The 16,036-nt window shown below is 71.5% G+C and carries 15 protein-coding genes and 1 pseudogene; 5 read left to right on the top strand and 11 right to left on the bottom strand.

Annotated features, from left to right (window positions below; genetic code table 11):
- Positions 1-83 precede the first annotated feature (83 nt).
- On the top strand, positions 84-404 hold the full coding sequence (locus OG349_RS02245) for a hypothetical protein (protein WP_327238412.1): 321 nt from the start codon (positions 84-86) through the stop codon (positions 402-404).
- 53 nt (positions 405-457) lie between these two features.
- Here OG349_RS02245 and OG349_RS34760 read toward each other — a convergent pair whose 3' ends face one another.
- The 6 genes and pseudogenes from OG349_RS34760 to OG349_RS02225 all read right to left on the bottom strand — a co-directional run bounded on the left by OG349_RS34760 (position 458) and on the right by OG349_RS02225 (position 3,544).
- Positions 458-724, bottom strand: coding sequence for a winged helix-turn-helix transcriptional regulator (locus OG349_RS34760; RefSeq protein WP_442806185.1), 267 nt, complete (start codon positions 722-724; stop codon positions 458-460).
- Positions 673-807 (bottom strand): annotated as a pseudogene (locus OG349_RS34755) (winged helix-turn-helix transcriptional regulator); the annotation flags it as partial. The gene OG349_RS34760 and the pseudogene OG349_RS34755, both read right to left, overlap by 52 nt.
- 182 nt (positions 808-989) lie before the next feature.
- Positions 990-1,835, bottom strand: a complete 846-nt coding sequence (locus OG349_RS02240; protein ID WP_327232945.1) for an inositol monophosphatase family protein — start codon at positions 1,833-1,835, stop codon at positions 990-992.
- Between the two features lie 162 nt (positions 1,836-1,997).
- Entirely contained in the window at positions 1,998-2,126 is a 129-nt protein-coding gene (locus OG349_RS02235) for a hypothetical protein (RefSeq protein WP_327232944.1), read from the bottom strand.
- A gap of 68 nt (positions 2,127-2,194) precedes the next feature.
- Positions 2,195-3,175 (bottom strand): alpha/beta hydrolase, encoded by a 981-nt coding sequence (locus OG349_RS02230; protein WP_327232943.1) that lies wholly within the window; start codon positions 3,173-3,175, stop codon positions 2,195-2,197.
- Between the two features lie 51 nt (positions 3,176-3,226).
- A complete protein-coding gene (locus OG349_RS02225) occupies positions 3,227-3,544 on the bottom strand; it encodes a putative quinol monooxygenase (protein WP_327232942.1) in 318 nt (105 codons plus the stop codon).
- Positions 3,545-3,697: 153 nt separating this feature from the next.
- On the opposite strand from OG349_RS02225, the gene OG349_RS02220 reads away from it, so the two are divergent.
- A complete protein-coding gene (locus OG349_RS02220) occupies positions 3,698-4,603 on the top strand; it encodes an AraC family transcriptional regulator (RefSeq protein WP_327232941.1) in 906 nt (301 codons plus the stop codon).
- A gap of 56 nt (positions 4,604-4,659) precedes the next feature.
- Here OG349_RS02220 and OG349_RS02215 read toward each other — a convergent pair whose 3' ends face one another.
- The 5 genes from OG349_RS02215 to OG349_RS02195 form a co-directional block, all read right to left on the bottom strand.
- Positions 4,660-6,084 carry an L-fucose/L-arabinose isomerase family protein gene (locus tag OG349_RS02215; protein WP_327232940.1) on the bottom strand — a complete coding sequence of 475 codons (1,425 nt, stop codon included), beginning with the start codon at positions 6,082-6,084 and terminating at the stop codon, positions 4,660-4,662.
- Positions 6,085-6,177: 93 nt separating this feature from the next.
- Positions 6,178-7,269, bottom strand: a complete 1,092-nt coding sequence (gene rhaS / locus OG349_RS02210; protein WP_327232939.1) for a rhamnose ABC transporter substrate-binding protein — start codon at positions 7,267-7,269, stop codon at positions 6,178-6,180.
- 43 nt (positions 7,270-7,312) lie between these two features.
- Entirely contained in the window at positions 7,313-8,401 is a 1,089-nt protein-coding gene (locus tag OG349_RS02205; RefSeq protein ID WP_327232938.1) for an ABC transporter permease, read from the bottom strand.
- Positions 8,385-9,434 (bottom strand): ABC transporter permease, encoded by a 1,050-nt coding sequence (locus OG349_RS02200; protein ID WP_327232937.1) that lies wholly within the window; start codon positions 9,432-9,434, stop codon positions 8,385-8,387. Before OG349_RS02200 ends, OG349_RS02205 begins: the two co-directional genes overlap by 17 nt.
- Positions 9,431-10,966, bottom strand: coding sequence for a sugar ABC transporter ATP-binding protein (locus OG349_RS02195; protein ID WP_327232936.1), 1,536 nt, complete (start codon positions 10,964-10,966; stop codon positions 9,431-9,433). The genes OG349_RS02200 and OG349_RS02195 overlap by 4 nt, the downstream gene beginning before the upstream one ends.
- 248 nt (positions 10,967-11,214) lie before the next feature.
- Here OG349_RS02195 and rhaI point away from each other — a divergent pair, with 248 nt between their 5' ends.
- Genes rhaI through OG349_RS02180 form a run of 3 tightly spaced genes read left to right on the top strand, consistent with a single transcriptional unit; the run spans position 11,215 to position 16,027 of the window.
- Positions 11,215-12,384 carry an L-rhamnose isomerase gene (rhaI, locus tag OG349_RS02190; RefSeq protein WP_327232935.1) on the top strand — a complete coding sequence of 390 codons (1,170 nt, stop codon included), beginning with the start codon at positions 11,215-11,217 and terminating at the stop codon, positions 12,382-12,384.
- A 58-nt stretch (positions 12,385-12,442) separates the two neighbouring features.
- The gene (locus OG349_RS02185) at positions 12,443-14,494 is read left to right on the top strand and encodes a bifunctional aldolase/short-chain dehydrogenase (protein WP_327238411.1); all 2,052 of its coding nucleotides are present in this window, start codon (positions 12,443-12,445) and stop codon (positions 14,492-14,494) included.
- Positions 14,495-14,515: 21 nt separating this feature from the next.
- Complete coding sequence (locus tag OG349_RS02180; protein WP_327232934.1) at positions 14,516-16,027, top strand: rhamnulokinase; 1,512 nt, start codon at positions 14,516-14,518, stop codon at positions 16,025-16,027.
- The last annotated feature ends 9 nt before the right edge of the window (positions 16,028-16,036 follow it).

Here is a 16,036-nt window from a genome sequence, read left to right as displayed (position 1 = left end):
AGGTTTGGTGAGTCCAGGGGCGCCGCCATAGGGTCACCGGCATGTCTCTACGTTTTCGTATGCGTCAAGCACTGCCGGAAGCGATGCGCGCCCGCGACAAGGCCGCGGTGAGCGCGCTGCGCGCGACACTCGGCGCGCTGGACAACGCCGAGGCGGTGCCGGTGGACGAGGCTCACCTCCGAGGTGTCGCCCTGGAGGAGTCCCCGTCCGGCGCCGGCGCCACCGAGGCGGCGCGGCAGGAGCTGAGCGAGCGCGGTGTGGTGGAGATCGTGCGTGCGGAGGTGGCCGAACGACTGGAGGCGGCAACGCAGTTGACCGCGCCCGCACACGCCGACCGGGCGGCGCGGCTCAGGGCCGAGGCCGCGGTGCTGCTCCGTTTCCTCGACGGTCCCGACACGGCGTAGGCGGCGGTGTCGCATCGCGGTCGGCGCGGAGCCGGACGTACCGCCGGTGCGGCTCAGCGGAGGTGTGACAGTGGGGTGGCGTGACGCTCTCCCCACTGCCGCAGGCTGGCGAGAACCGGTGCGATGTCGTGGCGCGCGGCGGTGAGGAGGTACTCGTCGCGGGGCGGATGCTGCGAGTACTGACGGCGCTCGACGAGCCCCGCCTCCTCCAGCTTGCGCAGACGCAGCGTGAGGGTTTCACGGGGGGCGCGGTGTTGATCTGGATGTCCTTGAAGCGGCGGACACCGAAACCCAGCTCGCGCAGGACCAGCAGGGTCCACCGCTCGCCGACGATCTCCAGCGCGTCCGCGACGGAGCAGACCCGGGGTGCCCCCAGGTTGGTTGGTTCGCCGTCCCGACTCACTCTTCGAGAGTAACGCGGCGAGACTCTCGCGCCGGCGGTCGATCAGCGCCGCGGCCTGCCGGGTCACCTCGGCGTACTCGTTCGCCGGGATCTCCGGGTCGCCCCTTGTCGAACTGACCGAGCAACAGACCCAGCCGAGCGGTCCGTACGTCCCCGGTCTCCACACCCGACTCCCCTCGCGGCTAACGGCCCACCTCACGGGACCGCAACCGATTTCCACGCCCGGTGGCGGATTGTGCGTCGTGGATCATCGACATCAGCAGCCCATGGGTCTCGTCGTCCGCGGCGGCCACCAGCCCCCGGCCCTCGCCCATCGGGGCGCCGTCGATCCCGCTCACGACACAGCCGGCCGCCCGGCACAACGCGATGCCCGCGGCGAAGTGCACGTTCCGGGAGAGGTCGCCTTCATCGGTGACGTACGCGGCACGCTTGCCGGCGGCGACCCAGGCCAGTGCCAGGGTCGTGGATACGACGCGCGGCCGGAAACGTACGGCGAACTCAGGGTCGGCCAGGAGATCCACGGCCCGGAATCCCGGCGCACTCGGAAACGGCGGATCCAGGTTGACGTCCACCAGCCGGGTGGCGGGCGTGGGCGTCAGCGGTACGTCGCCGGCCCCGTCGTGCCGTACCCAGGCGGTCTCCCCGTCGGTGAAGAAAACCTCACCGCTGAACGGGTCGGCCACCGCCGCCGCCCCCTCGCGCAGCGCCACGTTGACGGCCACGAGCATATTGCCGACGGCGTAGTTGAGCGTGCCGCACAGGGGGTCCACCAGCCACTGGCGCTCAGCGTCGGCGACGCCCCGTTGCCCGCCCTCCTCGCCGAGCACCGCGTCGTCCGGCCGCGCGGCCCGGATGACGTCGAGGATCGCCTCCTCGGCCTTCACATCGGCGGTGGTGGCGAAGTCCCCGTCGCCTTTGTCGATGCGGGCCAGCCGCCGGCCGTACAGGTCGCGGACCACGTCCGCGCCGGCACGTGCGCCCGCTATCGCGACATCGACATCGCCGGAACGTACATACGAATTGATCACGCCGTGCAGCTTATCGAGGCGAAGCCACCCATCCGGCGAACCCTTCCGGTCGGAGCATGGCCGCAGGACAGGATCGGTGAGCCGCCCGTACGTGGCGGCTCAGCGGACGCGTTCGCCGCACTCCGGCAGCATCCTCGGACCTACCGCGACCTGGCTGCCTCGTCAGCCCTTGTCCGCCAAGGAGAGGATGTCGACGGCCCGTTGGAGGGACCGGTCGACCCCGGTATCGCCGTACATGGTGTCGACGATCGCGGGGTCGACGCCCGTCCGCTCGTGCGCGCTCTTGTTCAAGGCCGCCGATGTCCAGCCGGCTCGGGACAACCCCGACGCAAGCGAATCCACCCCTCCGCTGCGCGGCCCTACGCCCCACGCCTCAGGACGCGGGCCAGCCAGTCGGTGCGCGAGCCGCGGGCCGCCGTCGAGACCTGGGCGTCGGGGTACAGCGCGTCGAATCCGTGGAAGCCACCCGCCCAGACGTGGAGTTCCGCCTGGCCGCCCGCCGCCCAGATCCGGGTGGCGTAGTCGACGTCCTCGTCGCGGAAGACCTCGGCCGAGCCCACGTCGATGTAGGTGGTCGGCAGGCCCGACAGGTCGTCGGCGCGCGCGGGGGAGACGTAACCCGGCACGTCCTCGTCGGGGAGGCCGGCGAGAACGGACCGCCATCCGAACGCGTTCATCTCGCGCGTCCAGACGCCGGGCCCGCCCGCGTACTGCCGGCTGGACGTGGTGGCGTTGCGGTGGTCGAGCATCGGGTAGACCAGCATCTGGGCGGCGATCGCCGGGCCGCCCCGGTCGCGGGCCATCAGCGTGAGCCCGGCGGCGAGACCCCCGCCGGCACTGGCGCCCGCGACGACGATCCTGGCGGGGTCCACACCCAGCTCGTCGGCGTGCTGGGCGATCCAGAGCAGACCCTGGTAACAGTCGTCGACGAGAGTCGTGCCGGTGGCCTCCGGCGCCAGCCGGTAGTCCACGGAGACAACAACCGCGCCGAACAGGTCGAGCCACTCCAGCGGGATGTCGAGCTGGGAGAAGCGGTCTCCCATGACCATCCCGCCGCCGTGCACCCAGTAGACACACGGCGCCCCGGCGGAGGGACCGGTCGCCGTGGAGTCGTTCGCGCTCGCGGGGCTGAAAACCGACAGGGGAATCCGTGCGCCGTCCCCGCCGGGCACGGTGACCTCGCGTCGTTCCACCGCCAGGCCCTCCAGGAGGGTGTCGACCGGCGTCGGCGGGAACTGGCGCAGCCGCGCCAGCAGTTCCGGGGTGAGCTCGGACATGAGCGGCATGTCGGCCATCAGCGTGCGCAGTTCGGGGTCGATGCCGGGACGGGCGAGCGTCATGGTGGGTTCCTTGGCGAAGAGTGGGGAGAGGGGGAGAGGGGGACGGCGGGCTCAGAAAGCGGCTTTGCCGCGTACCGGTACGTAGTCCGTGTACGCGGACTCCTCGGCCAGCATTCCCGCGATCCGCGCGACGATGGCCTGCGCGGCCTCGCCGGCGAAGATCCGGTGGTGGTCCTCCTCGCTGGTCCACCCCTCGGTGACGTGCACGACGTCGGGGTCGGACGCCGAACGGGAGACGAGGTAGACGACGCAGTACTCGCTCGCGCCGGGGTTGCCCTCGTCCAGGCCGGTCAGCAGTACGTCGACCAGCTCGTCGCTCATTCCGGGTCTGGCGGTCAGGGTGGCGGTGAATCCGTAGGCGGCGATCACGGGGGCCTTCTTTCACGGAGAGGAGGAGCGGGGAGGTTCGTGTCTCCATTGAATCGCCCTGACCTGCGCAAACGATAGAGGGATCCTCCCAGGCACTTGCACGATCCTCTCCTCCGCCGGATCCGGTGACCGGCGGTGTGCTGCAATGGAGGCATGTACCTCGACCAGCTCCGTACCCTGCTGCTCCGGCACGCGCGGCCCGACTGGACCACGCCCGTCGACGGCGTACTCATCTCGAAGATCGAGCGGTCGGACCCGCCGGCGCTGTCGATGTCCGGCACTGTCCTGGCGGTCATCGCGCAGGGCGAGAAACGCCTCGCGCTGGGCGAGCGGGTCTACGACTACCGGGCCGGGCAGTACCTCGTCACCTCGGTCGACCTGCCGGTCACCGGTCACTTCGTCGGCGCGAGCCCCGAGCACCCGGCCGTGGGCTTCGGGCTCACGCTGGAGCCGGCCGCCGTCGCCGAGTTGCTGTTGCGGGCGGGGCCGGGGGACATCCCCCGGAGCGGCGGGAGCGCGCTGCCCGCCATCGCCGTCAGCGACGCTCCGGATCAGCTGCTCGACGCCGTCGTCCGGCTGGTGCGCCTGATCGACGAGCCCCGCGACCGGGCGGTGCTCGCGCCGCTCGTCAAACGCGAGATCCTGTGGCGGCTGATCACCGGCGAGCAGGGCGGTATCGTCCGGCAACTCGGCCTGGCCGACAGCAGCCTCAGCCATGTCGCGCGGGCGGTGCGGTGGATCCGGGAGCACTACGCGCAGCCGTTCCGCGTCGAGGACGTGGCGCGGATGGCCGGGATGAGCGTCTCCGCCTTCTACCGCAACTTCCAGGTGGTGACCGCGATGAGCCCCATCCAGTTCCAGAAACAGATCCGGCTCCAGGAGGCCCGCATCCTGCTGGCCACCCACCCCGGCGATGTCACCGGGGTCGGCCAGCGCGTGGGATACGACAACTCCTCGCAGTTCAGCCGGGAATACCGGCGCCAGTTCGGCGCCCCGCCCAGCCAGGACGCCGCCCGCCTGCGCCGATCGGCCCGTACCGCCACGGCCGTACTGCCCTGACGGGCTGTCGTCGGAATCGGGTTGTCATCGGAATCGGACCCCCGGCTCCGGCGGCGTCAGACGGTGACCTCCACCAGCTCCAGTCCCGTCAGCCCGGCCAGACACCGCAGGTCCGGGAGCAGTTGGCCGGTCGCCAGGGCCCAGTGGTGACCGACACCGCTCGCGCTCCACGTGTCGGTCCACTCGCCCGGATCGCAACCGAAGTCGACCCGGGAAGTGGTGTTGCCGATCTCCAGCAGCGGTCCTGGCACCACCTCGCCCTCGGCCGCGACCAGCCGGTAGCGGCCGTCCCGCGTCTGCCCGAGACCCACGAGGGTGACCGGCCCGTGCCGTACGTCGAATTCCACCGAGACGCCCCAGCCGCGCTTCCCGTGGTACACCCCCAACCCGCGCAGCAGCGGCTTGTGCTCGCTGATCGCCAGATGCCCCGGGCCGTCGTGGCCCATCTCGACCACCCCCGCGGTGAAGTCGAGCGCCTGGAGTTCGGTGAACGAGCCCCCCGCGCCCAGCCGGTCGGCGATCAACATGGCGAGCGAGGTGCGGAGTTCGTACTCACCGCACGCCGGGACACCGCGCGCCGTCAGCAGCGACGAACCGAGGATCATGCCCGCGCCGAGCCGTTCGTGGACCTCGGCGTCCAGGCCGCGGTGGTAGTACGCGAGCGAGTCGAGGTCGAAGTCCGCGACCAGCCGGTCCAGTCCGACGGCCACCTTCGCGGCCCAGCGCAGATCCTCCTCGACCACCGAGTCGGCCAGCTCGAACACCGCGCGGGTCTCGTCCAGCTTCGCCGCCAGCTCGCGGTCGCCGACCTGCTCCACCCGCACCCGCAGGTCGTCGAACTCCAGGACCTCCATATGGCCCCCGAGGTTGCCGGTGACCATCGTGAGGTCGGTGGAGACGTCGTACATCCCCGGGTACAGATGGCCCATCAGACCGTGCCGCCCGTCGCGCAGGACGGACCGTACCCCCGCGGCCCGGATCCACCGGCCGATGCGTTGCCACGCCCGTTCGTCCTCCAGATACCCGGAGACCGAGCGGAACGGCACACCGACCCGTTCGAAGGCGTTGGCCATCTCCGGGAGGGGGCAGGCACCGCAGTACGCCAGCCACTGACCGGTGTCGAAGGAGGCGTGGTCCATGGACGGCGTGGGCTGGAGGTTGATGAGCAGCACGGGCGCGTCGGCGCGCCGGGCGACGGGGACGAGCATGCTCGCCGTCATATAGGTCGTGAGGAAGCCGACGATCAGGTCGCAGCCGGCCGCGCGCAGTTTCTCCGCGGCCTCCGCGCCGTCCTGGGCGTCGGAGATGAAGCCGACATCGATGACCTCGGCGTCGAACTCCCGCATGCGCTCGGTGACCCGGGCGGCGGAGCGGCGGAGCTGGGGGAGGAGGTCGGGGAACTGCGGCCAGTACGCGCCGAGCCCTCCCGCGACCAGCCCGATCCGGGGTGTGCGGGATACGGCGGGGGTACGGACGGTCATGACGGCTCCTTCGGCGTGACGGACCGGAAGGTCGACGATGGCAGGGACCACGCACCGCACCGCCGGTACGACACGCCGTCGCGCCCCCGCCTCTCAGAAGTCGAACGTGTCGATGTTGTTCTTGTCGAAGACCGTCGGCTCGCCGAGGATGACCTCGCCGTCCTTGCCCACGGTGTACTCGCCGAGCCTGCCCGCCGTGAACCGCTCCCCCTCCGCGCCGGTGATCTGCCCGGAGGCCAGCGCCGCGGCCGCGTACGAGCCGAGGTAGCCCAGCTCCTCCGGGTTCCACAGCGAGAACTGCGCGACCGTGCCGTCCTTGACGTACGTGCGCATCTGGTTCGGGGTGCCCAGACCGTTGAGAACCACCTTGCCCTTGTACGAGGAGTCGCTCAGGTAGCGCGCGGCCGCCGCGATGCCGACCGTGGTCGGCGAGATGATGCCCTTGAGGTCCGGGTAGGCCTGGAGCAGACCCTGCGTCTGCTGGAAGGACTTCTGGTCGTCGTCGTCCCCGTAGGCGACCTTGACCAGCTTCATGTCCCGGTACTCCGGCAGCTTCAACTCCTCCTTCATGAAGCTGATCCAGGTGTTTTGGTTCGTGGCGTTCTGGGTCGCGGAGAGGATGGCGATCTTCCCCCGGTGGTCCAGCTGCTTGCCCAGGTTCCGCACCAGGCCGCGGCCGATCTGCTCGGAACTGGCCTGGTTGATGAAGAGCTGCCGGCAGTCCTTCGCGGTGTCGGAGTCGTACGCCACGACCTTGATGCCCTTGGCCATGGCCTGCCGGAGCGGGCCGCACACCGCGTTGGGGTCGTTGGCCGCGATCAGGATCGCGTCCTGGCGCTGCTGGATGAGCGTGTTGATGTACGACACCTGGGAGGACGCGCTGGCGTCCGAGGGGCCGACCTCCTTGCCGGTCCCGCCGTACTCCTCCGCCGCCGCGATCCCGGCCTCGTCGACGATCTTCTCGTACGGGTTGTTGACCTGCTTGGGCAGGAAGGCCAGCTTGAGGCCCTTCTTGAGGGGCGCGTCCGGGTCGGCCTTCGCGGTGGCGGCGCCTCCCGCGTTGCTGTTGTCCTTCGCCGCGCTGTCCTTGGTGGTGCCGGAACAGGCGGTGAGGGCCACGGCGAGCGTGCAGGCCGCCGCGGCGGTGGCGGCCGCGCGGCGTCGGGCGGCGGTACGGAGCATCATGGCGGGAGGGGCCCTTTCGGAGGGTTCGGCGAAACCGGTGGGGTCAGGACGCGGAAGAGGGGGAGGACGCTTCGGACTCCGGCGGTACGGTCCCCGCGCCGGCCGTACGCCGGTGCCGGCGCTCGACCGCGGCGGCCACCACCCGCGGGGTGAGGACGGACCCGACGAGCAGCAGGCCGGTCACGATGACCTGGACCTCGTTCGCCACGTCGTTGAGCGTGAGCAGGTTCCTGAGGACGCCGATGAGCAGCACCCCGGCGACCGCCCCGAAGAGCGTGCCCCGGCCGCCGTCGAAGTCGATCCCGCCGAGCAGCACCGAGGCGATCACGAGCATCTCGAACCCCAGCCCGTTGTCGGCGCGCGCACTGCCGTACCGCAGGGTGAAGACGATGCCGGCGAAGGCCGCGAACAGCCCGGTGACCACAAAGAGGATCAGCTTGAAGCGCTTCACGCGGATCCCCGCGAAGTACGCCGCCTCCTCCTGCGCGCCGATCGCGAACAGGGAGCGGCCGAAGGCGGTGGAGTGCAGCACCACGCCCGTGACGACGGCCAGGACGAGGAACAGCGCGATCGGGTACGTGACGAAGGTGCCCGGGATCGTCGTGGTGTCCACGGCCCAACTCGCGTACGTGTGCGGGAAGCCGGTCACGGCGTCGCTGCCCAGCACGACGGAGGCGAGGCCCCGGTAGAGGGCGAGCGTCCCGATCGTCACGGCGAGCGAGGGCAGTCCCACGCGGGTGACGAGCCAGCCGTTGAGGAGCCCGCCCGCGATTCCCGTCAGCAGCACGACGGGCACGATCATCTCGAAGGCCCACCCGGCGTTCCACAGCGCCCCGGTCAGCGCGCTGCCCAGACCGAGCATGGAGGCCACGGACAGATCGACCTGGCCCGCCACCACGAGGAGGGTCATCGGCAGGGCGATCAGGGCCACTTCGGCGATGTCGTTGAACGCGAAGGCGAGATTGCCGCCGGACGCGAAGCCGTCCGTGCCGGCCAGGCCGACGACGAACACCGCCACCAGCAGCACACCGACCGCCGTGTCCCACCGCGGGCCGGCGGCCCTGACCCACGCGCCGGCGGGTTCACGTGCGGAGGAGCCGGGGGCGGTGCCGGTCTCAGGCGCCATGGCCATGGCGGGCGCTCCTCTTCCTCAGTGCGGCGGTCATCCGCAGGTTCACGATCCGGTCCACACTGATCGCGGCGAGCAGCAGCGCGCCGGTGATGGCCCCCTGCCAGAACGCGTCGACCTTCAGCACGACCAGGGCGCTCCCGATGGTGGTGAGGAGCAGCGCGCCGAGCGCGGCGCCCCACACCGTGCCGACCCCGCCGGTGATGGCGACCCCGCCGACGACGGCCGCGCTGACCACGGTCAGCTCCCACCCGTGCGCGTCGTCCGCGACAACCGTGCCGAAGCGGGCCAGCCAGAGGGCGCCGGCGAAGCCCGCCACCGCCCCGGAGAAGGCGTACGCGGCGAGGATCCGCCGCCGGACCGGCACCCCCGCGAGGCGGGCGGCCTCGGGGCTGGAGCCGATGGCGTACAGCTCCCGGCCCGAGCGGTAGCTCCGCAGGAAGTACGCCGTGCCCGCGAGCAGCACCACGGTGATCAGCGGCAGGTACGGCACGCCGAGGACGCTGCCGCTGCCCAGGTCGAGGACCGGCCGCGGCACGTCGGTGGCGCTGATCTGGTCGCCCTGCGCCCACCAGTAGTCGAGCCCCTGGATGATGTAGAGCATTCCGAGCGTCACCACGAGCGCGGGGACCCGGCCGAAGCTGACGAGCGCGCCGCTGACCAGTCCGCAGACCATGCCGATGGCGCTCCCCAGCAGCATGACCACCAGCACACCGTGGTCGGTGCCGGAGACGAACGTGCCGCACGCGAAGGCGGAGAGCCCCACGACGGAGCCGACCGACAGGTCGATGTTGCGGGTGAGGACCACCACCGACTGGCCGACGGCGAGCAGGACCAGGATCGAGGCGTTGAGGAGGAGGTCCTTGACCCCCTGGCTGTCGAGGAAGCGCGGGTTGGCGAGCCACGTACCGAGGATCAGCAGGGCCAGGGCCCCGGCGATGCTGATCTCCCTGGCCCGGAAGACAGCGTCGGCCAAGGAGCGGGCGGAGCTGTCCGCCGGGCGGGTCGTGGTGGGTCCGCCGGTCAGGGTGGTCATGCCGCCGCCTTCCAGGCGCGCCCGGTCGCCGCCGCCATCACCCGTTCCTCGGTGGCCTCCGCGCGGGGGATCTCGGCGGCGAGCCGCCCCTCGTGCAGGACGAGCACCCGGTCGGCCATGCCCAAGACCTCGGGGAGGTCGGACGAGATCATCAGGACCGCGAGCCCTTCGCCCGCGAGGGAGGAGAGCAGCCGGTGCACCTCGGCCTTCGTACCGACGTCGATGCCCCGGGTCGGCTCGTCCACGATCAGTACCGAAGGGCGTGTGGCGAGCCATTTGGCGAGCACGACCTTCTGCTGGTTGCCGCCGGACAGGACGGCGGCGGAGTCCGTGAGCCGGTGGTACGTGAGCTGGAGGCGTACGGCCCAGTCGGTGGCCCGGCCGCGTTCGAGGGCCCGGCGCACCAGGCCTCCCCTGCCGAGGTCGCCGAGTCCGGTGAGGCCGATGTTGCGTTCGACGGACATCTCCATGACCAGTCCGCGCTGCCGCCGGTCCTCGGGGACGAGGGCCAGTCCGGCGTCCATGGCGGCGGTCGGTGATCCGGGCCTGAGGGCGACGCCGTTGACCTCGACCCGGCCCGCGTCGGCCCGGTCCACCCCGAAGACGGCTTGGGCCACCTCGCTGCGTCCCGCGCCGGCCAGGCCGGCCAGGGCCACGATCTCGCCGCGCCGGACGTCGAACGAGATGTCCCGGAACACCCCCTCCCGCGTGAGCCGGCGCACCGACAGGGCGACCTCGCCCACCTCTGCCGCCCGCTCGGGATAGAGGTCACCCAGATCCCGGCCGACCATGCTCCTGACCAGGTCCTCCTCGCTGAGGCCGGCGAGCGGCGCCGAGGAGATCCGGCGGCCGTCGCGCAGGATGGTGACCCGCCCGCACAGCTCGAACATCTCCTCCAGCCGGTGCGAGACGAACAGCACCGCGGCCCCGTCGCGCAGCAGGGTCCGTACGACCGCGAACAGGCGCGCGGTTTCGGTGCCGGTGAGGGCCGCCGTGGGCTCGTCCATGACGAGCACCCGCGCGTCGAAGGAGAGCGCCTTGGCGATCTCCACGATCTGCTGGTCGGCGAGGGACAGCCCGCGGGCCGGCCGGCCGGGGTCGAGGTCCACGTCGAGCCGCCGCATCAGGGCTGCCGTCGACTCCCGTACGGCCTTGCGGTCGATCCGGGACAGCGACCGCTTCGGCTGACGGCCCATGAAGATGTTCTCGGCGATCGACAGGTCCGGGAACAGCGTGGGTTCCTGGTAGATGACGGCGATCCCGGCGTCCCGGGCGTCGGCGGGACCGCGGAACGTCACCGGCTCGCCGTCGAGGAGCACCGTGCCGTGGTGGGGGCGGTGCACCCCGGTGAGTGTCTTGATGAGGGTGGACTTGCCCGCGCCGTTCTCACCGGCGAGCGCGTGCGCCTCACCGGCGTACAGCTGCAAGGACACGTCCTGCAAGGCCCGTACGGCACCGAAGGACGTGCTGACATCCCTGAGCGCCAGCACGGGGACGGGGCCGGGGACGGGGCCCTTGGCGGGCTCGTTCATGAGGGCTCCTCAGCGGTGGGGACCGGGTGCGCGCCACCCTCCATGAAAGGTTTCAACGAGGTTGCTGGGAAGCTAGACGGCGCGGGGGAGCGGCGTCAATGGGCGTGCGTACGGCAATTTCCACGCCTCCTGACGGGTCGTCGCCCCGCGTGGGCAACCCGCCGCGCGGAGGGTTGACACACCGTCACCCCTCCCATAGCTTCGCCGCGATGAAACGATTCATGTCCGCACCACGGGAGCGCTGAGAGATGACGGGTCGATCCGCCGTGTCCGCCGCGAAGGCGGCGTTGAAGTCGCAGGCCGTCGAGACGCCGTCCTGGGCTTTCGGGAACTCCGGCACGCGGTTCAAGGTGTTCGCGCAGAAGGGGGTGCCGCGTACGCCGCGGGAGAAGCTCGCGGACGCCGCCCGGGTGCACGCGCACACGGGCGTGGCCCCGACGGTGGCGCTGCACATCCCGTGGGACCGGGTGGACGACTACGTGGCGCTCGGCGCGCACGCGCGGGACCTGGGCGTCCGGATCGGCGTGATCAACTCGAACGTCTTCCAGGACGACGACTACAAGCTGGGATCCGTCACCCACCCGGACCCGGCGGTGCGCCGCAAGGCGCTGGCGCACCTGCTGGAGTGCGTGGACGTCATGGACGCCACCGGCTCGCGCGACCTCAAGCTCTGGTTCTCCGACGGCACCAACTACCCGGGCCAGGACGACATCTCGGCGCGCCAAGGGCGCCTCGCCGAGGCCCTGGCGGCGGTGTACGAACGGCTCGGCGGCCACCAGCGGATGCTGCTGGAGTACAAGCTGTTCGAGCCCTCCTTCTACACGATGGACGTCCCCGACTGGGGCACCGCGTACGCCCACTGCCTGCGGCTGGGGCCCCGGGCGCAGGTGGTGGTCGACACCGGTCACCACGCGCCGGGCACCAACATCGAGTTCATCGTCGCCGTCCTCCTGCGGGAGAAGAAGCTCGGCGGCTTCGACTTCAACTCCCGCTTCTACGCGGACGACGACCTGATGGCCGGGGCGGCCGACCCCTTCCAGCTGTTCCGGATCATGTACGAGGTCATCCGCGGCGGCGGATTCACCCCGGACACGGCGTTCATGCTCGACCAGTGCCACAACATCGAGGAGAAGATCCCGGCGGTCATCCGCTCGGTGATGAACGTTCAGGAAGCCACCGCCAAGGCGCTGTTGGTGGACGCGGAGGCCCTGGCGGCGGCCCAGCGCGCCGGTGACGTCCTGGCCGCGAACGCCGTGGTCATGGACGCCTTCAACACCGACGTACGGCCGCTGGTGGCCGAGGTACGCGCGGAACTGGGCGCGGACGCCGACCCGGTGGCCGCCTACCACGCGTCCGGGTACGGAGAGAAGATCGTCGCCGAGCGGGTCGGCGGCACGGCGGCCGGCTGGGGCGCCTGACCACCCCGGCCGCACCCGACCCCCGTACACCGCAGTGGCCCACCCACAGAGGGACATGATGACCGACCAGCCTCAACTTCACCCCGTGGCAGCCGAGTTGATCGCCCGCTCGCACCGGCTCGGTGCGGACCCCAGGAACACCAACTACGCGGGCGGCAACACCTCGGCCAAGGGCTCCGCCCCCGATCCCGTGACGGGCGACGCCGTCGAGCTGATGTGGGTCAAGGGGTCCGGCGGCGACCTGGGCACCCTCACCGCCGGGGGACTCGCCGCGCTGCGGGTCGACCGCCTGCGCCAACTGGCCGGCGCCTACCCGGGGGTGGAGCGCGAGGACGAGATGGTCGCCGCCTTCGACCACTGCCTGTACGGCAAGGGCGGGGCCGCCCCGTCCATCGACACCGCGATACACGGACTGGTCGGCGCCGCACACGTGGACCACCTCCACCCGGACTCCGGGATCGCCCTCGCCTGCGCGGCCGACGGCGAGAAGCTGACCGCAGCGTGTTTCGGCGACACCGTCGTCTGGGTCCCCTGGCGGCGCCCCGGCTTCCAGCTCGGCCTCGACATCGCCGCGGTCAAGGAGGCCAACCCGCAGGCGATCGGCTGCATCCTCGGCGGCCACGGCATCACGGCCTGGGGCGACACCTCGGAGGAGTGCGAGAACAACTCCCTCCACCTCATCCGTACCGCCGAGGCCTTCCTCGACGCGCAGGGCACGCCCGAGCCCTTCGGACCCCTACAGGAGGGATACGGGCCGCTGCATGAGGAGGCGCGGCGCGCGCGGGCGGCGGAACTCGCCCCGTACCTGCGCGGACTGGCCTCCACCGACCGGCCGCAGGTCGCCCACTACACGGCCACGGACACCGTCCTCGAATTCCTCGCCCGCGCCGGACACCCTCGGCTCGCGGCCCTGGGCACCTCCTGCCCGGACCACTTCCTGCGGACCAAGATCCGCCCGCTCGTCCTCGACCTCCCCGCCGCGACACCGCTGGAACAGGTCAAGGAGCGGCTGACCACCCTGCACACCGCCTACCGCGAGGAGTACCGGGCGTACTACGAACGGCACGCCACCCCGGACTCGCCGCCCCTGCGCGGCGCCGACCCGGCGATCGTCCTGGTGCCCGGCGTCGGCATGTTCTCCTTCGGGAAGGACAAGCAGACCGCCCGGGTCGCCGGGGAGTTCTACGTCAACGCCATCAACGTGATGCGCGGCGCCGAGTCCGTGTCCTCGTACACGCCCATCGAGGAGTCCGAGAAGTTCCGCATCGAATACTGGGAGTTGGAGGAGGCCAAGCTGCGCCGGATGCCCCCGCCGAAGCCGCTGGCCACCCGGGTCGCCCTGGTCACCGGCGCGGGGTCGGGGATCGGCCGGGCCATCGCCCACCGGCTGGTCGCGGAAGGGGCCTGTGTGGTGGTCGCCGACATCGACGCGGAGGGCGCCGTCACGGTCGCGGAGGAGTTGGGCGGCGCCGACAAGGCCGTCGCCGTCACGGTCGACGTCACCGACGAGGAGCAGATCAAGGCGGCCTTCGCCGCCGCCGCGCTCGCCTTCGGCGGAGTGGACCTGGTCGTCAACAACGCCGGCATCTCCCTCTCCAAACCACTGCTGGAGACCACCGCCGGGGACTGGGACATCCAGCACACCGTCATGGCCCGCGGCTCCTTCCTCGTCTCCCGCGAGGCAGCGCGGATGATGACGGACCAGGGTCTCGGCGGTGACATCGTCTACATCACCTCCAAGAACGCGGTGTTCGCGGGACCCAACAACATCGCCTACTCCGCGACCAAGGCCGACCAGGCCCACCAGGTCCGGCTGCTCGCCGCCGAACTGGGCGGTCTTGGCATCCGCGTCAACGGCGTCAACCCCGACGGGGTCGTGCGCGGTTCCGGCATCTTCGCGGGCGGCTGGGGCGCCCAACGCGCCGCGGTCTACGGCGTGGAGGAGGACAAGCTCGGCGAGTTCTACGCCCAGCGCACACTGCTCAAACGCGAAGTCCTGCCCGAGCACGTGGCCAACGCGGTCTTCGCCCTGACCGGCGGCGACCTGAGCCACACCACGGGGCTGCACATCCCGGTCGACGCCGGGGTCGCGGCGGCCTTCCTGCGCTGACGTACCAGGAGAGGCCGGCCCGTGCCCGTACCCGAACCGCCCACCTTCGCGGCCGTCGACCTCGGCGCCTCCAGCGGCCGGGTCATGGCCGCCCAGGTCTCCGACCACGGCGCGGGCACCCTGCGCCTCCAGGAGACCCACCGCTTCCCCAACCGCCCGGTGCGGACGGGGAACACACTGCACTGGGACATCCTGTCCCTGTACGGCGGTGTGCTGGACGGGCTCCGGTCCGTCGGCGCGCGGACACCGGGCCCGCTCGCGAGTGTCGGCATCGACTCGTGGGCCGTCGACTACGGGCTCCTCGACGCTTCGGGCGCGCTGCTCGGCAATCCCGTCCACTACCGCGACTCCCGTACGGAAGGTGAGGCGGCGAAGCTCGCGGCCGTACTCCCGCCCCGTGACCTGTACGGAGCCACCGGCCTCCAACACCTGCCGTTCAACACCCTCTACCAACTCACCGCCGCCCGTGGCAGTTCCGCACTCGAAGCCGCGCACCGGCTGCTCCTGATCCCCGACCTCATCGCCTACTGGCTCACCGGCCTGGCCGGCACCGAACTCACCAACGCCTCCACCACCCAGCTCGTCGACCCCCGCACCCGGGACTGGTCCCGCCGGGTCGCCGACGCGGCCGGGATCGACCTGACGCTCTTCGCCCCCCTGCGCGAACCCGGAGACCCGGCCGGGGAGTTGCTGCCCCACGTCCTGGCCGAGACCGGTCTGGCGGGGCCCGTGCCGGTGACCGCCGTCGGCTCGCACGACACGGCCTCCGCCGTCGTCGCCGTCCCCGCGTCCGGCGAACGATTCGCCTATCTCGCCACCGGCACCTGGTCGCTCGCGGGCCTGGAACTGCGCGCCCCGGTGCTCACCGAGGAGAGCCGGCAGGCCAACTTCACCAACGAGTTGGGCGTCGACGGTACGGTGCGCCACCTCCGCAACATCATGGGGTTGTGGCTGCTCCAGGAGTGTCTCCGTACGTGGGAGGCGCGGGGAATGCCGCAACGGTTGGACCGGCTCCTGGGCGAGGCGGCCGACGTGCCCGGCCTGCGCACGCTCGTGGACGCCGGCGACCCGGCCTTCCTCGCCCCCGGTGACATGCCCCGCCGTATCGCCGACGCCTGCCGCCGCGCGGGCGCGCCGGCGCCCCTGACCCCGGCCGAGACCACCCGCTGTGTGCTCGACTCCCTGGCCTACGCCCACCGGCGCGCCCTCGACGACGCCCAGCGGCTCTCGGGCCGTACGGTGGACACGGCGCACCTCGTCGGCGGCGGTGCGCACAACACACTGCTGTGCCAACTCACCGCGGACGCCTGCGGACTGCCCGTCGTCGCGGGCCCGGCGGAGGCCGCCGCCCTCGGCAACGTACTCGTACAGGCCCGTGCCGCCGGTGCCGTACGGGGCGACCTCACCGACCTGCGCGCCCTGCTGCGCGGCACCCTGGATCTGCGCCGGTACGAGCCGTCCGGCGACCGGGCGGACTGGGAGCACGCCGCACGGCGCTTCCTCGCCACGGCGCCGCACATCCCCTCGACATAGGATGCGAGG

Origin of the sequence: Streptomyces sp. NBC_01317 (assembly GCF_035961655.1) — a bacterium.
GTDB lineage: Bacteria > Actinomycetota > Actinomycetes > Streptomycetales > Streptomycetaceae > Streptomyces.
The sequence above is the reverse complement of the archived record's forward strand: the minus strand, read 5'-3'. Positions and strand labels throughout refer to the sequence as shown.